This window comes from Nostoc sp. ChiSLP03a (assembly GCF_034531215.2).
Taxonomy (GTDB): domain Bacteria; phylum Cyanobacteriota; class Cyanobacteriia; order Cyanobacteriales; family Nostocaceae; genus Nostoc.
Genome location: NZ_JAVRBQ020000033.1, coordinates 1 through 24,925, shown reverse-complemented (window position 1 = coordinate 24,925; position 24,925 = coordinate 1). Strand labels below are relative to the sequence as shown.

The 24,925-nt window shown below is 39.6% G+C and carries 13 protein-coding genes; 5 read left to right on the top strand and 8 right to left on the bottom strand.

Annotated features, from left to right (window positions below):
- The first annotated feature begins 108 nt into the window (after positions 1-108).
- Positions 109-297 carry a hypothetical protein gene (locus RMY32_RS04805; RefSeq protein ID WP_273767980.1) on the top strand — a complete coding sequence of 63 codons (189 nt, stop codon included), beginning with the start codon at positions 109-111 and terminating at the stop codon, positions 295-297.
- Positions 298-446: 149 nt separating this feature from the next.
- Here the strand turns inward: RMY32_RS04805 and RMY32_RS04800 are convergent, their stop codons facing one another.
- From RMY32_RS04800 to RMY32_RS04790, 3 genes are all read right to left on the bottom strand, one after another.
- Positions 447-1,217: a hypothetical protein gene (locus tag RMY32_RS04800; RefSeq protein ID WP_322712079.1), complete on the bottom strand. Its 771-nt coding sequence runs from the start codon at positions 1,215-1,217 to the stop codon at positions 447-449.
- A 754-nt stretch (positions 1,218-1,971) separates the two neighbouring features.
- Positions 1,972-4,713, bottom strand: a complete 2,742-nt coding sequence (locus RMY32_RS04795) for a GAF domain-containing protein (protein ID WP_322712078.1) — start codon at positions 4,711-4,713, stop codon at positions 1,972-1,974.
- Positions 4,714-5,423: 710 nt separating this feature from the next.
- Positions 5,424-5,894: an N-glycosidase gene (locus tag RMY32_RS04790; RefSeq protein WP_322712077.1), complete on the bottom strand. Its 471-nt coding sequence runs from the start codon at positions 5,892-5,894 to the stop codon at positions 5,424-5,426.
- A gap of 188 nt (positions 5,895-6,082) precedes the next feature.
- Here RMY32_RS04790 and RMY32_RS04785 point away from each other — a divergent pair, with 188 nt between their 5' ends.
- Positions 6,083-7,591: a UbiD family decarboxylase gene (locus RMY32_RS04785; RefSeq protein WP_322712076.1), complete on the top strand. Its 1,509-nt coding sequence runs from the start codon at positions 6,083-6,085 to the stop codon at positions 7,589-7,591.
- A 219-nt stretch (positions 7,592-7,810) separates the two neighbouring features.
- Here RMY32_RS04785 and RMY32_RS04780 read toward each other — a convergent pair whose 3' ends face one another.
- The 4 genes from RMY32_RS04780 to RMY32_RS04765 all read right to left on the bottom strand — a co-directional run bounded on the left by RMY32_RS04780 (position 7,811) and on the right by RMY32_RS04765 (position 14,182).
- Complete coding sequence (locus RMY32_RS04780; protein ID WP_322712075.1) at positions 7,811-11,584, bottom strand: S8 family serine peptidase; 3,774 nt, start codon at positions 11,582-11,584, stop codon at positions 7,811-7,813.
- A 99-nt stretch (positions 11,585-11,683) separates the two neighbouring features.
- Positions 11,684-12,103, bottom strand: coding sequence for a hypothetical protein (locus RMY32_RS04775; protein ID WP_322712074.1), 420 nt, complete (start codon positions 12,101-12,103; stop codon positions 11,684-11,686).
- A 73-nt stretch (positions 12,104-12,176) separates the two neighbouring features.
- The gene (locus RMY32_RS04770) at positions 12,177-13,538 is read right to left on the bottom strand and encodes a site-2 protease family protein (protein WP_322712073.1); all 1,362 of its coding nucleotides are present in this window, start codon (positions 13,536-13,538) and stop codon (positions 12,177-12,179) included.
- Positions 13,539-14,041: 503 nt separating this feature from the next.
- Positions 14,042-14,182 (bottom strand): hypothetical protein, encoded by a 141-nt coding sequence (locus tag RMY32_RS04765; protein ID WP_322712072.1) that lies wholly within the window; start codon positions 14,180-14,182, stop codon positions 14,042-14,044.
- Between the two features lie 249 nt (positions 14,183-14,431).
- Here RMY32_RS04765 and RMY32_RS04760 point away from each other — a divergent pair, with 249 nt between their 5' ends.
- Together RMY32_RS04760 and RMY32_RS04755 are read left to right on the top strand one after the other, a co-directional pair.
- A complete protein-coding gene (locus RMY32_RS04760) occupies positions 14,432-15,949 on the top strand; it encodes a tetratricopeptide repeat protein (RefSeq protein WP_322712071.1) in 1,518 nt (505 codons plus the stop codon).
- Positions 15,950-16,518: 569 nt separating this feature from the next.
- Positions 16,519-22,002: an AAA family ATPase gene (locus RMY32_RS04755; protein WP_322712070.1), complete on the top strand. Its 5,484-nt coding sequence runs from the start codon at positions 16,519-16,521 to the stop codon at positions 22,000-22,002.
- 276 nt (positions 22,003-22,278) lie between these two features.
- Here RMY32_RS04755 and RMY32_RS04750 read toward each other — a convergent pair whose 3' ends face one another.
- Complete coding sequence (locus RMY32_RS04750; protein ID WP_322712069.1) at positions 22,279-23,079, bottom strand: RMD1 family protein; 801 nt, start codon at positions 23,077-23,079, stop codon at positions 22,279-22,281.
- A 239-nt stretch (positions 23,080-23,318) separates the two neighbouring features.
- Here RMY32_RS04750 and RMY32_RS04745 point away from each other — a divergent pair, with 239 nt between their 5' ends.
- Complete coding sequence (locus RMY32_RS04745; RefSeq protein ID WP_322712068.1) at positions 23,319-24,830, top strand: CIA30 family protein; 1,512 nt, start codon at positions 23,319-23,321, stop codon at positions 24,828-24,830.
- Positions 24,831-24,925 lie beyond the last annotated feature (95 nt).

Sequence of the window (24,925 nt, the reverse complement as noted above, 5' to 3'; positions counted from 1 at the left end):
TAAAAGTGGTATCGGTGAGCTACAAGTTTTCCAGACAATATGCTCACCGATTTAAAACTCTATTCCCTCGCAAACATTAGTATCAAGTCTTATTTACATCTCTCAACAATGCCTAATCCTAAAGGGAACCCACAGAATTTTGAGCCAGCACAACCAAAAGGTGAGGAACCCATGACAGCTACTATTAGTTTTCGTGCTACTGAAAAAATGAAGGAAGAGGTGAAGGCACAAGAAGATCCACCAGAATTTTGTCGCCAAGCTATCCAAGAAAAACTAGATAAGGATAAAAAGAAATAATTCTAAAAAACTCTAAACATAAAAGCTCTGAATAGCAAGTCTAAAAATAGAGTTTGCAGTTCAGAGCGTCAATGAGCCGACTCTCACAAATGTTTTAGGAGCGCTATAATTCAATTTTTAGTAAGTAATATTATTTTGTATTATCTTACTCAAAAAAATAATTTGAATCGTGCTAGCTGGTTTTTAATTGTCTCTGTCAAGATTTTGTCCAGTTCTGTAGTGTCTTGAAATTGTAAAATTTGCTGTGTTGGTAAGTCGAAGGGAGATTCACCTTCAAAATCTGGGCGTTGCATTTGCGCTAGTAGAATCTGTTCAGACCGCTTACTTTGGATGGCATAGCCAATCTCAATACAGACATTCGGACTGGGAATTAATTGGGGCGTTTCCTTACCATCAATACTAGCAATGGGCGTGGTGTCAGCTATAAATAACAAACTCTTACGGATTTTCCGCATGATTGTGCGGTTAATTCGGAAAGTAGTACCGCTCGGACGAGAGGATTCTATTAATGTTAGGGGAAGACGCGATCGCAAGTTTAAATTGTCTAAACTTTTTCGCAGTTCTTCTTTGAGAATATTCGTCGCTGCGCCATACTCAGTTTGATAGGATAAAAAAATTGTTGGTTCTAACTGAGCTAACACCGCCTGTTTAGTGAAATAAATTTCATGACTAATTAAGTCAATGTTAGAGACGCAATAGCCACCGCTACCTTCAATATAAAATTCAATATTTTCCCCTTCCAAATAGCGCCCAAACCAAGTTGATTTTTTCACTTCGTCACTGTCTTCCAAAAAGTCTGCTCGTAATGCTGATTTCAGCAGGCTTTTTTTGCTTAAGCGAATGTCTGGCGGACGTTTTTCCAATTCTGGAATCGGCTCATAATCTTGTAGATACCACGCTCTGAGCGCAATTATTGACATAAGGCGCTATTTTAACTGTTTCTCACTATTCAACTTCGTATAATCTTACACCCAGAGGAGTCCCTATTTCAGATTTCTGTTTAAATACAACAACACCCAAGCCTCTACTCCCTGAACTATTTCCTCTCTTTGTCGATCGTAGTTAGGGATGTACTAACTTCCATTGCTTTTGTAAACAAGTAATGAAAATCAGTTACAGTGCCCCCTAATCTTATAGATTTGAGGAAACAGCAGTTTTCGCGTTGGGTGTTGCTGTATTTTGACGAGACAGATGTAAGTTAAACAGCGTCTTATACCTCTTACTAACATTTCAAACGCAGCTGTTATATCTGCCACGGGAAGCTTTTTTCTTAGCTTCAACTATTAGATTATCACTTGTAGCTGGGAGGAATTTATTTTGCAACTAAACTTTACTTTTAAATGATTTTAATCGAATTAAATATATTGCACGCTCTGGATCGCTGATAGCTATTTATTTAGCTTATATAGGACTCGTATTTGATTGCGTGAAAAAACTCAGTACACATTTATTCCTTCTTTTCTATTCCCTGTTAAGAGTTCCCTATTCCCTCCCTACGCAAATAATTTCTCCGAATCAAAGCGGAAAACTATAAGTTAAGAACATTATCATCTATCTTGTGGATGAATTTAAAAATTGCTCGGTCAATTTTTAAGTTTTGAAACTAACAATTGAGCATTGGTCAATGACCAAAAGTAATTCTTCGCCTGCGTCCTCATTCCCCACTTCCTATTGCTAGTTAACGATTTTGGCTGGAGGCTTGATGGGAATCTCAATCCAGAACTCTGTACCTTTGCCAGGTTCTGAAATACACTCCATTATTCCCCCATGTTTTTCGACAATAATCTGATAGCTGATTGCTAGTCCCAATCCTGTACCTTTGCCCACGGGCTTGGTAGTGTAAAACGGGTCAAAAATTCGCTTTTTTACGTCTTCATTCATTCCGGGCCCGTTGTCAGTAATCCGAATTAACAGACGAGAGTTGTCTGCTGAGACTTTAGTGGAAATCTGGATAGTTGGAATTGAACATGAATTATTCTCCTTGTCACCCCGATCGCGCCACTCCCGACGCCCTACTTCCAGAGCATCTATGGCATTGCTGAAAATATTCATAAATACTTGATTCATTTGACCGGCATAGCATTCCACCCGTGGGATATTGCCATAATCTTTAATTATCTGAATGCGTGGAAATTCAGCATTTCCTTTCAACCGATGTTGCAAAATTAATAAGGTGTTGTCAATGCCTTCATGCAGGTCAACGCGCTTGTTTTCAGACTCATCTAAGCGAGAAAAATTGCGTAACGACAACACTATTGAGCGAATGCGCTCGGTTCCTACTTGCATTGAGATCATGATTTTTGGCAGGTCTTCTACCAAAAATTCAAAATCGATCGCTTCGATCGCGGCTTGAATTTCACTATGGGGATGAGGATAATATAGCTGGTAGAGACGTAAAATTTCTAGCAGCTGTTCGGTGTAATCACTGGCGTGGCACAAATTACCGTAAATAAAGTTAACGGGGTTGTTGATTTCGTGGGCGACACCCGCCACCAACTGCCCTAAACTAGACATTTTTTCGGTCTGAATCAATCTTGTCTGTGTTTCTTGGAGTTCATGTAGGGTCTGCTCTAACTGAGCAGCTTGATTTCTAGCTTCAGTTTCGGCTAGTGAGGTTTGTTGGTAGAGTTGTGCTTGTTGAATTGCGATCGCAGCCTGATCTGCCACCTGCTGCAATAAATCAATTTCTGTATCCTGCCAATTTCTGGGAGCCTCACACTCATGGGCAATTAATAAGCCCCATAGTTCCATACCCATATTAATTGGAACTATTAAGTTTGCTTGCACTTGCAGACTCTGCAAAAACTCTCGATGACAATCACTTAAAGAAGCCGTTGAAAGGTTGTTAATTGCCCGTACCCTACCCTGACAGTATAGACGGGTATAATCATCAGGAAAGCATTCTGGTGGTGCATTCACTCCTAAAACTGACTGCCAATTACCATTAATTTCTTCCACAATCACTGATTGAGTCTTCAGGTGGAAAATCAGCATTCGGTCTGAATTTAGCAGGGGACGGACTTCCCGAACTATGGATTGCAGAGTTGCTTGCAAGTCCAATGTGCGGCGAATATGCTCTGTGACTTGCTTGATTACTTTGGTAAACATTAATGATTTTTCGAGTTCAGAGGTTTGCTCTTGCACCCGCAGTTCTAAGTTGGCATTCAGGGATTGTACCTGTTTATACATCTGCTGCTGCTGAATTGCCATTGAGAAATGATCGTATAAAGCTTGTGCCAAAAAGATGTCTTCCAACTTCCACTCAGGTGATTGCCCTTTTTTTTGCTCTCGCCAAACCTCAAAGGAAAGCTGGGGTAAAAGTTGTCGCCGATTTTGCTCGCATCGTCCCGCCCACAAGATTTCCGTTTCCAATTCCAAGCGGAAAATACTTAAGACACCAATAAATTTTTCGCGGTAATGTAGCGGAATCACCATAAGTCCGCGAATTTCAGTAGAACGGAATGCTAAAGCCAAAACTCGCAAACGTGGTTCTTTATAGAGGTCAGTAGTTGCCCAAATATTACCTTGTTGAAACTCAACCATCCAGTTTTGCCAAATGGGATGCTGTTCGATAATAGTGTTATCTAACTCGTAGGGGAGTGTCGGTTGGTCGCCCCAGGTGTATAGTTCTCGGTTCTCTGCAATATAAAGCCTGCCACCGACTCCACAGAAGGCAGTAATAACTTCTTCTAGTGCTGCTTGTAATTGAATTGTCGGCAGTTTATGCAATAGTGTGGTGACTCGATTAATAGTAGCTTCTCGCTTTTGCTTGGCGTGGGCTTCAGCGAGTAGATTACTTTGAGCGATCGCGATCGCTACCTGGTCAGCAACTTGCTGCAATACTTTTAGTTCCCGCTTCAAAATCTTTTGCGGTTCACTGTGGTGAGCTACCAACAATCCCCACAATTTAGGCTTTGCCGATAGTTCTTGTGGGTCGCAATCTAAAATTGGTACTACCAACGAAGACTGCACGCCCATTGCTTTTAGGTATTGAATATGACACTGGTCTACTTGCCGATAGTAGATATTAGTTTCTAGACGTTTGCCAGTTTCTTTTGATTGTAGAGGCGATAGCCCGATCTTCTCATTTGCCACATCGACAATCGAACGTTGTCCCGCTAACAAAAACATCTCTCTGGCGGCTTCTGGAATATCATCAGCTGGGAAGCGTTGACCCAATAAAGATGGCAGAGATTGTTTATGAATAGATTCTGCAATCACTTCACCACTACCATCAGCATCAAAGCGATAAATTTTCACCCGATCTGCACCCAAAAATAAACGCACTTCGCTAACAGTTGTTGTTAATATCTCTTGAAGGTCGAGCGATCGCCTAATCTGTTTTGTCATCCGATGCAGTAAGTTTTCTCGATCGAAGTTTTGCTGCAACTCGTTTGGTTTATACCTACGTGTCATTACTTGTATTTAATTTGTTTAAGTATATTTTTTTATAATTGTCCCCGATCTTAATTTTCAACTTATAATGCTTTGATTTTCATCCTCTTTCAAAAAATTCTTGCTAATAATGTATTGCCAAGGGCATACATGTATTACAAATATTTTTGGAAATGGATTTGAAGATGTTTGAAAAGTAACAGATATTTTGCTTGTTCCCTGTAGCTCTTAAACTTCTTGGCATTTGGTGGGAAAAGGGAAAGGGGGAAAGTGGGGTCCCCTCTGGGGATAAGGGGCAAGGGTAAAGGTTTTGTATTTTCCCTTCCCCTTTAACATGAGTCCCTTTTCCCACGAGAGTGCAAAAAGCACTTTTGCCAAGAGGTCTCTTGTAAAGCAGATTTAAGTGATATATGAAATTGCTGTATCATTAAATACTTTTCAATTATCATCTCAAGTCTAAAGTTAAGAAAATTTTAATCATTGACATTTATTAATTTTATATTCTCAATCATTAAACTATTCCAGTAATTTTACTTAATTTAAAACTGAAATAATTTCTTGAAATTAAAAAGATTTTTTTAATCTTTTTGCCCATTAATTCAATTAATTAAAATTTATTCAGAGCCATAACTAAATTATTAGTAATTTTTTAAAATGTTTTTGGCTGGGGAATTTTACTATTCCCCGTTTAATTGCTTGACTTGATGTTGGATGTAACTATTTTGATTAAATTATTCGTAAATTACCGTTAAAGATAGTAAATTCCGAATTTCTTCACGCACACTCATCAGAGTTTTACCGAGATGGTTTTGACCGCTTTTATTAGCACCACAGCCCCAAAAAGAATCGGTTGGGGAGTTTTCAACCAACATCTCATTACCTGTCTTCAGGAGAACTTCTCTGATATCAGCATGAGTGAGAAACTTTTTGAGTACAGCTTCTCGCATAATTTGAGTTTTAACCAAATCCCAGTCTCGACGGAGTTGGCGAGTGCTACATCTTCCCAAAGTCGCAGCTTCTTCTGGGGTGGCGGCAGCATGGATGAGAGGTATAATTGCCGCATCTGTGCTGCCTACAAACTTTTGCGCTTGATAATAATGCTCAACCGTTAGCCAGTAAGCACCCTCGATGTGGATTCCGTGGAGAGAAAAGTTAGAAAAACAGCCATAAGGCTGCCAAACCTTATAAAAGTAAATGGTCATTTGAAAATTGCTCTTTTATATATATATCAATTTCAGGGTAACTGAAAGTTTAGGTTTCAAAACCCTTCATTTATATGAAGGGTTAGTAATAATCACTCTAATTCTTCTTCTTTCAAAGTCCTCTCTCCCAATACCCCATAATATAAGAAAGCGCTTCACACTTCTTAAATAATTAGCTTTATAGAACAATGGCAAGAGACTTGCGGGGATTCATCAAAATTTTGGAAGAAAGGGGACAATTACGGCGAATTTCAGCTTTAGTTGACCCAAACTTGGAAATTGCTGAGATTTCCAACCGAATGCTACAAAAAGGTGGCCCAGGGTTGTTGTTTGAAAACGTCAAAGGCGCTTCCTTTCCGGTGGCGGTGAATTTAATGGGAACTGTGGAAAGGATTTGCTGGGCGATGAATATGCAGCATCCAGAGGAGTTGGAAACTCTGGGTAAAAAATTGAGTATGCTGCAACAGCCAAAACCACCGAAAAAGATTTCCCAGGCGATAGATTTTGGAAAAGTGCTGTTTGATGTGGTGAAGGCAAAACCAGGACGAGACTTTTTCCCTGCTTGTCAGCAAGTTGTGATTCAAGGTAATGATTTAGATTTAAATAAGTTGCCTTTGATACGTCCTTATATTGGTGATGCTGGGAAGATTATAACGCTGGGATTAGTAATTACCAAGGATTGTGAGACTGGTACTCCAAATGTAGGTGTGTATCGCTTACAACTACAATCGAAAAATACGATGACGGTTCACTGGTTATCGGTGCGGGGTGGGGCAAGGCATTTGCGAAAAGCGGCGGAACGTGGGAAAAAATTAGAAGTTGCGATCGCACTTGGTGTAGATCCTCTAATTATCATGGCAGCAGCTACACCTATACCTGTAGATTTATCAGAATGGCTGTTTGCTGGACTTTATGGCGGTTCCGGCGTGCAGTTGGCAAAGTGTAAAACTGTAGATTTGGAAGTTCCCGCAGATTCCGAATTTGTCTTAGAAGGAACGATTACACCAGGGGAAGTTTTACCCGATGGGCCTTTTGGCGACCACATGGGTTATTACGGCGGCGTGGAAGATTCGCCGTTAATTCGCTTCGAGTGTATGACGCACCGGAAAAATCCGATTTACTTAACAACATTTAGCGGTCGTCCACCCAAAGAAGAAGCGATGATGGCGATCGCACTAAATCGCATTTATACGCCCATACTGCGGCAACAAGTATCAGAAATTGTCGATTTCTTCTTACCAATGGAAGCTTTGAGTTACAAAGCGGCGATTATTTCCATTGATAAAGCATATCCAGGACAAGCGCGACGGGCGGCTTTAGCGTTTTGGAGTGCTTTACCACAATTTACTTACACCAAATTTGTAATTGTTGTGGATAAAGACATAAATATTCGCGATCCCCGTCAAGTTGTCTGGGCAATTAGTTCCAAAGTTGACCCAGTACGGGATGTCTTTATTTTGCCGAATACACCTTTTGATACGTTGGATTTTGCCAGTGAGAAGATTGGCTTAGGCGGACGGATGGGAATTGATGCAACTACCAAGATTCCGCCGGAAACAAATCATGAATGGGGTTTGCCTTTAGAATCCGATCCAGATGTGGCAGCGATGGTAGAGAGACGATGGGCGGAGTATGGTTTAGCAGAGTTGCAGTTAGGAGAAGTAGACCCAAATTTGTTTGGCTATGATATGAAGTAAGGTGTTAGATAGAAACTGGTAAAAATCTCTGCTGGCTATCAGCTTAACTGATTTTTATCAGTCAAACTTATCCAAAATTACAGCATTTCACGTAATAGATCGCGCAGTAGCGATCGCTCGGTCAAAATTATATCGAAAAAAGGGCGATCGCCCAGACCTTCAGATTTCATATTATCTCGGTAGGGGCGAACGGCTCTTCGTCCCTACATTTTAATTTACCTACCAACCAAAGAGGGATTTCACTCCATTAAAGCCACTAGAGATAGTGTTTGTAACAGTATTGACTGATTCAGCAACCTTCTTATATGTTTCAGCAACATATTGCTTACCTTGTTCAACTTTTTCAGTTACAAAGGTTTTCACATTTTCATAAGCTTGTTTACCTTGCTCAATCACATTGTTAATAATCTGTTTACCAGTGTCTATGACGTTGTTAACAAACTGTTTTGCTCCGTTAATAATATTGCCTACGACTTTTACAGCTTTTTGAGCATAGTTAGCAACGTAATTGACAACTTTAGAACCTGCTTTAACAATGGGGTTTTGGGCAACAGAATTCATTACTTTTTGAGCAACTTCTTTTATCTTCTGCTGGGATTGTTGCACAATTTGAGTAGTAGCTTTTTGTACTTCTACTTTAAAATTTTGGTATGCAGCTTTCGCTTGCTCTACATTAGCTTTTGTCGTTTCATAGGCAGCTTTGGCTTGATTAGCTAGTTCTTGAGCTTTTTGTTTGGCTTCTGCTGCTTTCTGTTTCACGGCTTCAAGAGCTGCGTTTACAGATGAAGTTGCCGCATTCCAAGCATTGTCTGTAGTTTCCCTTATACTCCCCCAGTTGTCAGCAACCCATTCGCCACCTTTTTTACCAAGGTAACCTCCAACTAATCCACCAACTATACCACCAACTATCGATCCAGCCGGAGGAAAAACAGGAGCAAATATTGTTGCGCCAATGTATCCGCCTGCAAGTCCTCCTAACATTTCAGCGCCTTCGCTTATTAGGATTTGTCCTCTTTGCTCATCAGTTTCAGCTTGAGAATATTCCCATGCTGTAGGAACAAATCCTACTATCGTTGCGATAGTGCTTGCTTTTCCTAACCATTGAGTTCCTTTAGGAAGTGCGCCTTCAGTTTTAAATACAAATCCATTTTTACCTGGATTTGTATATGTTTTACCTTCAATGAACTCATCCCAGTTCCTGGATTGTTGAGCTAAAAATCCTAAAGTATTATCCACATGTTTGGAATAATTCCCAAAGCGAGGAGGATATAAAACAAAGCCATTACTGCCAGGTAAATAGCCTGTATAAGTAATAAATCTGCCTATTTCCTCTATTGCATCCGCTTCTTCTATTGCTTTAGATGCAATATTGGCAACATTTACTAATAAAGGATGATCTGGATTCCAATAATCATTTCTAACATAATTCCCAAAACTGTCTTTTTGATTAACATCGAAAAATTCCCCTACTTTCTTACCAACTTCATAGAAAGCCGATCTGCCATCAGGCTGAATTGACAAACGTCCCTTACTATATTCATAGACAGCCACACCATTATTGATATAACTCCTTAGTGGTTCTCCCAAATCACCTACTTTTTGAGTAACGTAACTTAGAGATGCTTGCAGTTGCTCCTGCCTGCGTTGTGTTTCTTCTAAAATCCGTCGCAATTGTTCTTCTGCTTGACGACGGGCTTCCTCTTCTAACCGTCGTAACTCCTCTTCAGCCTGACGAGCTGCTTCCTCGGCGCGACGAGCTGCTTCCTCAGCACGGCGAGCCGCTTCTTCGGCTTGTCTGATTTGCTCCTGTCTGCAGCGTTCTTCTTCTGCACGCTCTGGAGTGTTATCAATGTACAGAGCTGACATCCAGTTGTTAGTGCCAGCAATTTTATACCAACGGCTACTACCTCCTCCTGGCATATAAGGATCGTCAACCCATTTACCATTGTTTTCATAGGCATCGAAATTAACTGCCTCATTAGGGTATTTGCGGCCAACCTCTGCATATTGTGTTCCAGGCCCGGAACGTATCCTTAAAAAACCTACTGTTGTCACATAGCCAGCATTCATTACTCGACCTGTAAAAGTCGGTACAGAAACTGCAACTGCTCTTTCTCCTGGAGTAACTTGACCTTCACCACCCCAAGTAAAGGGAGAAACTAAGGGCTTGGGTTGATAAGTTTGCGGCTGAGTATTTTTTGCTAGTTCGACTGCGGCGGCTATATCCACCAAACCTGAACCTGTTTCCGTATCCCAACCAGGTGTATTCAGGTCTACAGCTGTCTGTTTAAGAATTTCTTTAACTTGTTGATAACTTAAATCAGGATTAGCTGCCCAAACTTGAGAAACTACACCTGTCACTTTGGCAGCAGCGACTGATGTGCCAGCCATTTCACCAACGCCTAAATCTAGAGGTATGGAGAAATTAGTATTACTCTCATTTGCTTGAGATGTTGTGTCTGTGCTAATACCTGCATCATCTAAAATCTCTTGCGCCTTAAGCAGTGTATTACCTAAATCACCATCAAAAGCATCAACAAATTTATCAAGAGCATCAACACTGGCATGATAATAACCATCAACATACTCTAAAGCTATTTTTTGGCTGGCTGCACTTACATAATCTTGTAAAAGTTGGTCAATATCTTTGGTAGCTTGCTCATAAACTTGTCGTTCTTCAGGAGTGAGATTTTCTAACTGTTGTTGATCTGTTTCTAAGTCTTTTAAAGTGCGATCGCTAAAAGATCCAAATACTTCATTAAAAGCACTTTTGGCATTGGCAGACATTTCATCTTCTGGTGGTTCATCATCAATATCAGCACCATCTCCCATAGTTGAAATTATTGGTTGCTGTGCTGTACCGCCATAAGCCATCAAGTCTAGACCATAGCCAAAGTTAGAATATTCAGTTTTTTGCTTGTTAAAGTCTACTGAACCAACAGTGATAATATTGTCAAATTCTTGAGAAGCTTGACCAAGGGCAGACATAGTTCCCCCATCGTTTCCGGCTGCAACTACAACGATTACCCCGTTTTGACGGGCATATTCCAATGCTTCTCGTTCCTGTGGAGTTAGTTCATAGCGTGTTGTTACGCTACCATCGAGGTTAGTTTGAGTCAGGTCAAAGCTAAGGTTAACTACGCCATTTGGTTGTCCGGATGCTTTAAACTCATCGACAAATTCTCGTAATGATTCTGCCCATTTACCCGAACCAATGGCACGACCTAGCCAAACTGGTGCTTGGTCATTAATACCATCAATGCCAATGTCATTACCATCTGTAGCGCTAATGATGCCTAAAACATGAGTGCCGTGTTCGCTGCCTTCACCATCTGCCAGTAAAGGATTATTGTCATTATCAACTAAATCCCTTCCCAACTTCACCCGACCATAATCAATATCTGGATTTTTAGCATTAAATCCCGTATCAATCACCCCAATTAAAGGCTGATCTGACTTTTTGAAATTAAATTTAGGTGCTGGATTTGTGCTTGGAGGATCGAAGGGCAATACAGGTCCCGGAGAATCAACATCTGGAGGGGTGAAAACAGGTAAAGTAAACGTACCACTAGTTGGTAAATCTAGGGAACAAACATCTGAACTGTGCAGTAGTGATGTATTTTCGGTGAATGAATTTGTAGATACTGATAGATTATCAAAGAATGGCAAAGGTTGATAACTTGGGTCAAGAAGGACATCACTCATTATTGGATGATCTAATAATGAAGTGTGTGGTTGAGTCAGCAACTCTAAGGTTTTTGTATTTAGCTCATGTAATAAGTCTGTTTGACTGAGGTCAATTTCTAATCCTGGAACCGTATGTAAATCAATTAAAAATGGCTCAGGTGAATTTTCGCCACCACTGACAAAAACGCTAGGAGTAATAATATCATCTAGAGCAAAACTTTTACCTTTCCATACTTCTCTCGGCTTTGATTTCTGGGATTTTTTAGCTTTTTGACCCTTTTTACCACCAAATCCAAACAGATTCATAAATGCACCTTAAAAAAAATAACCAATTAATTGAAGTAGTTGATTTTTCATTAGTCCACGGAGGTGGACTTTATTTATGTAGCCAAGCCAGTGCGATTTCTAATCGCTGGGTATATTTTCCATCGGTTCAATTAGTTGTAATTCCAAAGATGGACAAAAACGATATAAATTATCTTCGCTTGGCTCATCTGAATTGATAAATGATAGTTGTCGATATTGTTGATTATTTGATGTATAAAAATCATTAATTGGTAGCAACCTATCATTATTCAATCGGGCGCCTTTTTTTCTTAGTCGCTGCTTGAATAAATATCCTCCACCTAAAATTCCAAAAGCTAATATACCCACAAAAGGATAAGGCTCAGGTACAGATGCATATTTATTACAAGGAGTAGAAGATTGATCGAGAGAACTAGCTCCTTGTGAAGGCTTAACATCTATTAGCAAAATTAGTGATATTACTCCCAATGCAATTGGCAACAATACATTATGAGCGATTTTTATGTGAGATTTTTTCATTATTTTCAGTTTCCTCTAAATAATGGTGTTCAAAACTCAACTATTTTGCTGGAAAAAATGGCGCATATAAATGCTAAATCCAGAAAAATAAGTTAACCAAAAGCCAGATGATATAAAGTAAACAAGCAGGAGCATAAACCGCTAGAATTCCTATATCCTCATTGCGCTCTTGACTAGGTTCTTTTCGCCATAGTTGACCATAATATGCAAACGACCTTTTACGTAAATGGTTAATTCCCGTCATCGCTTCTACTAAATAATATCCATCGAATTTATTCAGTGGGTTGAGATTAAGGGCTAAAGTAAATTGGGCTGCTAACATTAATAAATAAGTACCTGTATAAAACCAAGTTCCTGGTGTTGATATGCTCCATAAACACAATGCAATTCCCCAAATAACTACTTGACAAATTACCCCTGCTGCCATTACTAAAGTGCGTTGTCTACGTTTGACTAAGCCATAAGCATCAGTGGTATTAGTGTATGCTCCTGGTAACAAGCAAATAAACATCATACCTATTTCTAAAACAACACCTTTGTAATGTTTTAATGTGAAAGCATGACCTAATTCGTGAATAGATACCACCAACATCATCAGTAGTGCGAAAGGAAGGATTAAACTAGAACCTTGACTACTCCATAACTCCTGCCCAAGGTGATAAATTCTCTCTTGTTTTGAAAAAGCAATGACAGTCGTAAAACCTAGAAATATACAGAGTAATAAACAACACTCTGTAGTAAAAATAAATCTAAATCTATTAATATTACGGTTTAGCCAACTGTCAGGGTTAAATAGGCGAAACTTAAAGAAAAGTAGTTGTAATATGCTAAATTTTTTCTGGGGTTTTGGCGGCTCAAATCCTTCCAACATTCCTTTAACTGCTAAACTCTGCAACAGTTCTTGCAAATACTGAGGGCTGATTTTATATTTAGCTACAATAGTTTCTACTGGCAGTTGACTTAACTGCAAAATTAGGGTTTTATCGTAGTTACTAACTTGCAGATAGGCAATACTATCTGTATCTTGCAGCCGTAATAACCAATATCCATCTGTGTGCCATATCCACTGCACAGCAGATTTAAGTAGGCGTAAACGGCTGGTTTCACCTTGTGTTTTTGCAAGGCTAGGATTTGCAAATATTCCCAATTGAATCAATTTTTCTAATAGCTGCACCATAAAGTTAGGAGAAATAGCGTCCCCAAACTGCTGTTCACACTTTTCCTGAACGTGTCTAACTGTAAACTTCCCAGTAAAATGCTGTAAAGCGTAACCTTCAGTTGCTGAAAATAGATAACTATGCTTTGTTTTTATTGCTTGTAACTGCACTTTTTCTGATTCAATTAAAGAAATTAGTTGCCAGTGGGTTGCAAAATTTGGACAAAACCAATTCTGACAATCAGCTATATTTAATATTGATTTTTCTTCTGAATTCATATCTTGGTTAGAGGTTTATAAAAATTTTTATCTCTAAAGTATTGAAGATAATGAAAGTACAATTAATTTGATGCTATAGATACTAAAATATGTAGGCAAAGTTGAAAATGCCCATTCTAACAATGCTTAATTATGGGATAAACAAGTAAGTGACAAGTTTCCTATAAACGGCTTCCTGGGTAAATCTAGTCAACAGCCGTAGTTACTCAATCAATTAGCTAATCTCTGACTGTTTGACTACTAAATATTTTTTGATAATCATTTCAAAGTTTCCTACTGTAGCTAATGATATATTACGTATAATCATAGTCGTCTTAAATAGCATTTGTAACTAGTCAGCTATAGATAATTAACAAAATTTGTATGAATTTTATTTAAAGGAATGTTATGGGCTAAGTGAAATCCCTTACAGGCTAAAATTAAGAACTTATCTCAAATTGCAAAAGTAAATTTTTAGTGGAAAATACTCGTGCATCGCAGCACAGCGATCGTTATAGTCTCTACTAGATAATCGTATTCCCATAATTGTTGAGTGCGATCGCCTCATCTATTGTCACCAAAACTGATTTCTGGGTTAATTTCGCAACCGCAAAAACTTTGGTATAATCAGAGACGACAGGATCTTTAAAATTAATGTAAGTCATGCCAAATGTATTAATAAATTACCACTAATACTCGATTGTAAAAAGCAGCAATGTCTGAGAGAGACTGCTATAACTACACTCTGTTTAATCTAATCTCATCCTCTACTAATTTTTGTATATTAAGTTAAATTAAGAATTATTGCAAAATAGTAAATAACTTTTGGCAATATCACCTAAGCTAATTAAAAGCTTTACGCTGAATGGATATTTTAATAGAATAATCTCATCAAAAGATTCGCAGAAATATAAATGGACTGGATTACACTACTGCGATCGCTACAGTCTGATTTTATTAAAAGGTTAGCATCTGGTTGTCTGCTTCATTGTGAAACAGAAGGTCAATATAGTGAATTAACTATAATTTCTGGAGAGAGATTAAAAGCACTACGGGAATTTTGCTGGCAGATGGCTGAAAAATATAAGCGTGTTTTACCAGTGCGTGATGTTTTTCTTAGCTATCTCAAAGGTAAATTGGGTGAGGAAGTTGTCAAAGAACGTTTAGCTGATTTTATTACCGAAGTCGATTATGAAAAGCGATTTGGCGGCGATGGTAATATAGATTTTACCTTGACTTCTGACCCATCTATTGGTATTGAGGTTAAATCTCGTCATGGTCGCATTGACAGAGTTAGATGGTCAATTAGTTCTGAAGAAGTTGAAAAAAATGCAGTTGTAGTTTGCATTTTAATTCAAGAAGATGTCAGTGAAGCACAATCTGAGTATCACCTTTTTTTGGCTGGCTTTCTTCCAACCCGGATGATTAAGTTGAAGACTGGGAAAATTTCTTTTGGAATAGAACAATTACTATATGGTGGTGGTTTATGGTGTTATCTAGAACAGTTGCAATCTTCTATAAATAATTCTTCTCAGCAACAACCACCTATTTATAAATATCTTCAAAAACAGGAAATTTCATTTAAGTCAACTATTCATCAGGTGTTAAAATCTCCTTTTAAACCTGAATATAATGATGAATATTTAAATCTACTTTATATAAAAAAGGGTGATGAATATTTCGAGAAAGGAGAATATACAAATGCTATTATTAATTATGCTCAAGCCTTAGAAGTTAATAATAATGATATTAGTTTGTATTATAAACGAGGTTTAGCCCACTATCAAATAGGAGATTACGAAGCTGCGATCGCAGATTATTCTCAAGCAATCCAGATGAATATTCATGATGCTAAATCTTACAATAAACGAGGTTTAGCTCTTTATCAACTGGGGCGATTAGAGGAAGCGATTAATGATTATACTCAAGCTATTAGAATTAATCCTAATATTGCCGTAACCTATAAAAATCGGGCTGAAGCTCGTTCTCATATTGGAGATAATCAAGGAGCAATTGAAGATTATACTCAAGCTATTAAAATTAATTCTCATTATGCTGATGCTTATAAAAACCGTGGGATTACTCGTTATTTATTAGGCTCTCAGCCAGGATTTCCTCAAGCAATCAAGATTAATCCTCAAGATGCTATAGCTTATAAAAAACGTGGGAATGCTCGTTCAGATTTAGTAGATTTTGAGGGCGCAATTGAAGATTATACTCAGGCAATCCAGATTAATCCTAGTTATGCTGATGCTTATTATAACCGTGGCAATATTCGTTTAGAGATTGCAGATAAACAGGGAGCAATTGAAGATTTTCAAAAAGCGGCAGATATCTATCGTCAAGAAGGTAAGCTAGAAGCACTCAAAGATACACGAGAAATAATATTAGATTTAGAAATAGAAGAATCATTAGATATTTTAAACTTCTAGAAAAATACTATATAGGGAACGGTAAAGAAGCCTCTTGAAGTTTTACTGAGTTTTTTTAAAAATCAAATAGGAGTTCTATATATTCAATTAACTTGTAAAAAGCTGAAGTTGTGTAATTATAGCAACAGTCAAAGTGGTTAGGACATCAACAGACGATAAAACTTAGACACAAAAAGGCTTTTCACCCAGTCCCCAGTCCCTAGTCCCCAGTCCCTTGCTATACTTAGCTGAAAAATCAAGAGACTAATTAGCAGTCAGTAGTTTTAATATCTTTTATCGAGAAGCTAGCTCCCGCGAAAATCCAACGATTTTTCTGTTTGTTGCAGAGAAAATAGGCATTGGCTTTGATTCGTGGTGTCATATCTTTACTTGCAACTGCGATCGGATAAGCATTACTTCATCACAGGTCAAAAACACGCAAAATTACGTGAAAATCAAGTAATAATATACATTTTTATGCCAAATTATTTATGTAACATCTCGTAAAAATATACTTATTTTTATCTCAGATGTTACAAAGCTAAACTTGCATGGGCATATTAATAATGCTTATATTGCAAGAGAAAACAATGACAGCTACTTTATCTGGTTATCAACTCCTCGAAACCCTTCACTCCGGTAGTAAAACCGTCATTTATCGTGGACGGCGAGAAACCGATAATGTCTCTGTAGCGATCAAAACTCTTCTGTGCGAACATCCACCACTGGAAGATATTGCTCGACTGCGCCACGAATATCAAATCATTGAGTCACTGCGAATTCCTGGCATTGTTAAAGCCTACGAGTTAAAGAATTATCAGCATGGTTTGGCTTTGGTATTAGAAGATATTCCAGGTTGCTTGCTCAAAGAAATAATTGCGACTCAAAAAACTACCTTGATTACTTTTCTCAAGGTGGCGATTAATTTGGCGCACACTTTAGGAGAGCTACACGCCCAAAAAATTATACATAAAGATATTAAGCCGCACAATATTTTAATTAATCCCGAATCTGGGGAAGTCAAACTGATTGACTTCAGTATTTCCTCGCGTCTCGATCGAGAAAATCCTATTTTGAGCAATCCTAATTTGCTTGAAGGTACACTTGCCTATATGTCGCCTGAGCAAACAGGCAGAATGAACCGGGTGTGCGACTATCGCACCGACTTTTATTCGTTGGGTGTCACCTTGTATGAAATGCTAACTGGGACGCTGCCATTTTATGCTAGTGACCCGATGGAGTTGATCCACTGTCACATCGCCAAAATGCCAGTCGCACCCTGTAGCGAAACCGTGTGCCGTGTTCTGGAAGATGTGCCAGAAGCGATTAGTGCAATTATTTTGAAACTGTTAGCGAAAACAGCAGAGGAGCGGTATCAAAGCGCTTGGGGACTGAAAGCGGATTTAGAGGAATGCTTGTTTCAACTTCAAATGATTGGCAAGATTGAAAACTTCGTACCAGGGAGACAAGACAAATCTGGGCATTTTTTGATTGGACAACAACTCTACGGACGCGAAGCAGAAGTAGCAACATTAATGACTGCATTTGAGCGTGTGGCAAGAGGTAGCAGCGAACTCATGCTCGTCTCTGGTTATTCGGGCATTGGCAAGACGAGTGTCGTCAATGAAGTTCATAAACCGATTGTCGGGGCCAGAGGTTATTTCATTGCAGGCAAATTCGATCAGTTCAAACGCAATATTCCATATACATCGTTGATTCAGGCGTTCCAATCTTTGATTCAGCAATTACTCACCGAAAGCGCTGCCCAAATCCAAGAGTGGAAAGAGAAACTGTTAACCGCGTTGGGAGAAAACGGGCAAGTCATTATTGATGTGATTCCCGAAGTCGAACTAATTATTGGAACTGTGCCACCTGTAACCCAATTGGGAGCGACAGAATCTCAAAACCGTTTCAATCGCGTTTTTGGGCAATTCATTGGGGTATTCACGAACCAAGACCATCCCTTAGTTGTCTTTCTGGATGACTTGCAGTGGGCAGATTCGGCATCACTGAACTTAATTGAGCTATTGATGACCGATACTGAACGCAAATATTTATTGCTAATCGGGGCATACCGTGATGACGAAGTGTCGCCCACCCATCCATTGATGATGAGTTTGTCCAAAATTCAATCTTCTGGTGCGGTGGTAAATAACATCGTCTTGTCATCATTGCAGTTAACGGATGTGGAAGCGTTAATTGGCGATACATTGAATCACATAGAACACAGTCAGCCACTAGCAGAATTACTATTCCACAAAACCGGAGGGAACCCCTTCTTCTTAACACAACTGCTGAAAACCCTATATCAAGAAGACTTACTAACATACGACTTCCATTCAGGAGTATGGCAATGGAATATCCAACATATTCAAGCGATCGGCATTACTGACTTGAATGTTGTTGAATTGACAGCGAGAAATATTCGCAAACTGTCATTAGAAACGCAACAAGTTCTGAAACTGGCTGCTTGTATTGGTAATACTTTTAACTTAGATGTATTAGCGATCGTCAACGAAGTATCTTCTTTAACCACTGCAGCGCAATTGTGGTCAGCCCTGCAAGCTGGGTTAATTCTGCCGTTAAATCAGGATTACAAAATTCCCTTAGTCTTTAGTCAAGAAGATTCTGACGGAATTAATTTAACTGATGTCAAGGTTGATTACAAGTTTTTACATGACCGCGTACAGCAAGCGGCGTATTCTTTAATTCCCGACGATCGCAAGCAAGCGACGCATCTGAAAATTGGTCAATTACTACTACAAAATACGACGCCAGAAGAACGCAAAGAAAATATATTTGCTTTAGTTAATCAACTCAATTACGGTACTGATTTACTGATATCTGAAACAGAAAAATATCAACTTGCAGAACTAAATCTGATCGCCGATCAAAGAGCAAAAGCAGCCACAGCGCGCGATTCCGCCATCAAATATTTGCAAGTTGCTTTGGGATTGTTAGCAGAAGAAAGCTGGAAGTGTGAATATGAACTGACATTAACACTGCACTTAGAAGCGGCAGAGGCAGCTTTTTTGAGCGGTGATTTTGCAGAAATGCAGAGATTGTTTGAGATCGTCCAAAACCGTGCTGTGACGCTACTGGACAAAATTAAAGTGTATGAAGTCCTTCTTCAAGCTTATATGGCGCAAAACCGGTTACTAGAAGCGATTAACACAGCGCTACAAGTTTTAAAACAGTTAGGGGTAGAGTTTCCCCAAGAACCGAATGCGTCAGATATTGGGCAAGGTCTGGCGGACACTGCGGCAATTTTGAGTGGAAGGCGAATTGAGGATTTAATTGACCTGCCTCAAATGAGCGATCGCTATAAATTAGCAGCCATTAGACTTTTGTCAAGTATCTTTGCTCCTGCATATATTGTTGCTCCGGCACTGTTGCCCTTGACGGTGTGCAAACAAGTACAATTATCCGTCGAATATGGTAATGCTACCGTTTCTCCCTTTGCTTATGCCAATTATGGTTTTCTTCTGTGTGCGATTGTGGGAGATATTGATTCAGGTTATAAATTTGGTCAGTTGGCTTTAAATCTAGTGTCAAAGTTAAATGCTCAAGAAATCAAAGCCAAGACAGTTTTCATCGTAAATCTATTTATCCGACATTGGAAAGAGCATCTGAAAGAAAGCTTAGAGCCTTTGCTGTCAGGTCACTCTAGCGGAATGGAGACAGGAGATTTAGAATATGCAGGCTATAGTCTATTCCAGTACTCCTGTTTAGCTTACTTTAGCGGTAAAGAACTAACTGTTCTTGAAAGAGAGATAGCAAGAAGCAGAGATGCTATTCATAAAACGAAGCAAGAAACAGCGCTTTATTATATAGAAATCTATTGGCAGGCTACCTTAAATCTACTGGGAAAAAGTGAAAATCCCTGCCTGCTCAAGGGTGAAGCCTGCGATGAACATATAAGGTTGCCACTGCACCAGCAAGCAAACGACAACGGGGGAGTTGGCTACATATATTTGAACAAATTTTTGCTTTGTTATTGGTTTGAAAATTACTCAGAAGCGATTGAGAATCTTGCTATAGCCCAGAAGTATTTAGATGTAGTGGTAGGAATGCCCTTTGTTCCTGTATTCCATTTTTACGATTCTTTGATATGGTTAGCAGTGTATTCTGATACTCCACAGTCAGAGCAACAGGGCATTCTTGACAGAGTACAAGCTAATCAAGAAAAAATCCAAAAATGGGCGGATTATGCCCCAATGAATCATTTACACAAATTCTATTTGGTAGAGGCAGAACGGCATCGAGTTTTAAACGAAAAAATCGAAGCAATCGAGATGTATGAAAAAGCGATCGCACTTGCTAAAGAAAACGAGTATATCAACGAGGAAGCGATCGCTCACGAACTCGCCGCCAAATTTTATCTGTCATGGGGTAAAGAAACTATTGCCCAAATGTACATGACAAATGCTTACTACGCCTACAGCCGTTGGGGTGCTGTTGCTAAAGTCAAAGATTTAGAAACACGCTATCCGCAATTAATTTTGCGGTCAAACACAGAAAAAATCGAAACGAATTACCTACACACTATTCAAACAAGCTCTACGACTAGTGGAGGCGCTCACATTCTCGACTTCATGACAGTGATGAAAGCTGCACAAGTGCTGTCAGAAGAAATGGTGCTAACTCAGCTGCTCGAAAAATTGATGAAGATTGTCATCGAAAATGCTGGCGCTCAACAAGGTTACTTTATTGCCAAGCACGAGAATCAATGGATGTTAGAAGCAACGGGAATAGTTATAGGTAAGGAGGTTAGCGTTGTTGTTAACACAGAGGATAAAACTAATTCACCCTTACTCCCGGTTGCCTTATGCAACTATGTGGAAAGAACTAGAAATAATCTGGTTTTAGACAATGCTGTTAAAGATTCCCGTTTTGTGACTGATGCTTATATCACCACTTACCAATCCAAGTCAATTTTGTGTTTGCCGCTGATTCACTCTGGCAAGTTTACTGGGATTATTTACCTGGAAAATAATCTTATTTCTGGTGCTTTTACTCCAGAACGGGTGAATGTGCTGAGTCTGTCGAGCGCACAAATTTCGATTGCGATCGACAACGCCCGTCTTTACACCAACCTGCAAGCTTACTCAGAACAACTGGAAGCTAAATCACAAGAACTCGAAACTAAAAATGAAGCTTTGCAAGCATCCGAAACGCGAGAGCGAGAAAAAGCCGGACAAATCGAAAAATCTCTGTATAAACTACAACAAACCCAGGCTCATCTTGTGCAGACCGAGAAAATGTCGAGCTTGGGGCAACTAGTAGCTGGGGTTGCCCACGAAATCAACAATCCAGTCAATTTTATCTTTGGCAATCTGACCCATGCCAACAGTTACACCCAAGAGGTGCTAAGACTGCTGGAACTTTATCAGCAGCATTACCCATCTCCCCATCCAGAGATTCTGGAAGAAGCAGAGGCGATCGATCTAGAATTCGTGCTAGAAGACCTGCCGAAGCTACTGTCTTCTATGTGGGTTGGGGCAGACCGGATTCGGCAAATTGTCGCTTCTCTGCGAACTTTCTCACGCATGGACGAAGCCGAAATTAAAGCTGTTAATATTCATGAGGGCATTGACAGTACCATAATGATTCTCCAACATCGCCTCAAAGCCAAGTCAGATCGTCCCGCTATTGAGCTTATTAAACACTACGGTAATTTGCCTCAAGTGGAATGCTATGCAGGGCAGCTAAATCAAGTATTTATGAATGTGTTGAGTAATGCGATCGATGCTTTGGAAGAGTCATTAACGGACAATCAAGGACAAATTAGAACTCCAACCATTACTATTCAAACTAAGCAAATTAATGCCGAGCAAGTCGAAATTCGGATTGCAGACAATGGGATGAGTATACCAGAGCCTATTCGCCGTCGCTTGTTCGATCCTTTCTTCACCACAAAACCTGTGGGTAAAGGAACAGGTATGGGCTTGTCGATTAGCTACCAAATCGTTACCGAAAAACATGGTGGTTCACTCTCTTGCACTTCAGAACCCGGTGAGGGAGCGGAGTTTCAAATCCGTATTCCAGTTTGCCAGCAAGTTATACCATTTTAGATTTTGGATTTTAGATTTTGGATTGGAAATTGCCTTGGTGCATCAATACAGTTCAGTTAAGCTTTTTTCTCTCCCCCTGCTTCCCCTGCCTGCCTTAACAGATAAATTTGCTTAACCCAAGCGTATTGCTTGGTGCGTCTGGCTTGGTGTGAATCCATCTGTCGCAATCATTTTTCAAAATGGTATTAGTAATAATGCTCTGAGGAGCGATTTCTCGCACTGAATTTTGAGTAGTTGCGATCGCTCCCTTGCCATCTCACAACCCCAAATTTAAAATTAGTTTTTGAAAAGGATGTCATAAAGTGACAGCAGAATCTCTACCACAATCAGAATCACCACATACCACTCTACTCGCTGACTACTGCTATGCTGCATGAACTCCAGCACCGTTTGTGCGGTTTGGGAAATTAGCTCTAGTTTACGTTCCAGGGCATGGTGACGCTCGCGAATTTCGTATTCATCCTCCAAGCGCAGATATAAGTTTTCTAGCTGGGGAGATTCCCAGAGCAACTCCGGCTTATCGATAATTTCTACTTGACCTACAATCTTATGTTGAACTAATAAGGAAGTTCCTAGTTGACGCAGTAATTCCCGGCTCTGGCGTCTACCCCTGTTTTCACGCTGGAGACTAGCTGCAAACGGTTCAATTTGATCGAATACAGTTGCTAGGCTGGTTTCATAGTGAGACAGCACAACACTCTTGGCAAGAATATCAGCCACTATCTGTAAGCGTTCTATACTCAATTCATGCAGTAAAATTTTTCCTTCCTTAGCTCGTTCGCTCTCCGCAATATTGAGATGAACTTCTACCTCTTCTGTTTCTGGGTTGTCAAAAGAGCCACTAATTCGAGAGGATAGTTTGGTCAAAAAGGCTACCTTTTCTCCAGGCTCAAGGTTAAACAGGACAACTGCACCATAGCCCAGCAGTACTGCACAGCCTTCTTCACCGGCTTTAACCATTACTGGCATACTCGCCAAGCAAATGTAATTATCTAGCGTCTGTAAGTTAATACCTTTACCAAGGAATAGGGCCTGCGCTCTAAATCTATTTTTGTCATTAAAAAGGAGTTTTTGCATTATTGCCCAAAAGCTATATTCTGCCTGCTTTACTGCTCTGGTAACGATAGTAATTGATGCCTGTTGTCGGAGATAACTACAATTTCAGCTTACCATTTCGTCTTTCCCCTACAGCCTACACTCTATTTTTGATACTTTTGCGCTCTAAATAAATTTCAGCGCTTTTCAAGTAAGGGAATTACATTACTCGTCACTCCCCCCAAAATTGTTAGAGTGAATAAAGTTATGAGGACGCAAATATGACTGACAAAAATCGTTCTCAATGGGACTTAGGCAGGTTTATCGAAACCCTGACTTACTTTGAGGTGATTCCTTTCCTTAACTGGGTACAGCAATTAATCCAAGGTCGTCCTAAGGATAATCAATATAAACCCAATGGAGGAAGAAATGTGGGTGTAATATTAGTAGCAGGTGCAACAGGCGGTGTCGGTAAACGAGTCGTGCAGCGATCGCTCCAACAAGGTTATAAAGTTCGCGCTCTAGTTCGAGATATCGACAAAGCGCGGTCAATTCTTGGTAATGATATCGATTTAGTAGTTGCAGATATCACGCAACCAGAAACTTTAACTCCTTTAGTTCTTTCTGATATCCAAGCTGTAATTTGTTGCACAGCAGTACGCGTACAACCAGTTGAGGGAGACACAGCAGATAGAGCTAAATATTATCAAGGTGTTAAATTTTACCAGCCAGAAATTGTTGGCGACACTCCCGAAAATGTAGAATATCAAGGAGTCAAAAACTTAGTTGAAGCGGCAGCAAAATATTTACCCCAAGCAAACGAAAAACTAATATTTGATTTCACCAAGCCATCAGCAGAATTAAAGGATAGCTGGGGAGCATTGGATGATGTTGTCATGGGTGGCGTGAGCGCTAGTAATATCCAATTAGTAGAAAATACAGCTTTATTTGCGGGTAATGTTTCCACCGCTAACTCTGGCGGATTTGCTTCTGTCAGAACGAAAAATTTTGATCCACCTTTCAACTTATCTAGTTATGAAGGTGTGAAATTGCGTGTCAAAGGTGATGGTCAACGCTATAAAATCTTTCTGCGGACAGATACAACATGGGATGGTGTTGGCTATAGCTATTCTTTTGACACCGTAGCTAATACCTGGATAGATGTTCACATTCCCTTTGCAGATTTGATTCCCGTCTTTCGGGCAAAAACTGTCAAAGATGCGCCGCCAATTGAGCAAAGTAGAATTTGCTCATTTCAACTGATGTTGAGCAAATTTGAACATGATGGCGCTTTAAATCCGAAATTTTCCCCAGGTAGTTTTACTTTCCAGTTGGAATCAATTAAAGCTTATGGGGGGGCAACTTTACCACAATTTATCCTCGTCAGTTCAGCAGGTGTCACTCGTCCCGGTCGTCCTGGCATTAATTTAGATGAAGAACCGCCAGCAGTGAAATTAAATGATCAATTGGGAGGAATTTTAACTTGGAAGTTGAAGGGAGAGGATAGTTTAAGAGAAAGCGGAATTCCTTATACAATTATTAGACCTTGTGCCTTAACTGAAGACCTAGGAGGTCAGGAATTAATATTTGAGCAAGGTGATAATATTAGAGGCAAAATCAGTCGTGAGGATGTGGCAGAACTTTGCGTACAAGCGCTAAAAATAGGAAAAGCGTCTAACGTCACATTTGAGGTGAAACAGGGAGAAAATACTGTCAACTCTATCGATTGGCAGAGTTTATTTTCTAACTTATACCAATTTAATGTGAAGTTACACATATCTAGATCCCCCTAAATCCCCCGATAAATTGGGGGACTTTGATATGTTTTTCTGGTTCCCCCCTTTATAAGGAGGGCTAGGGGGGATCGAATTCTATGCAGCTTTATAAA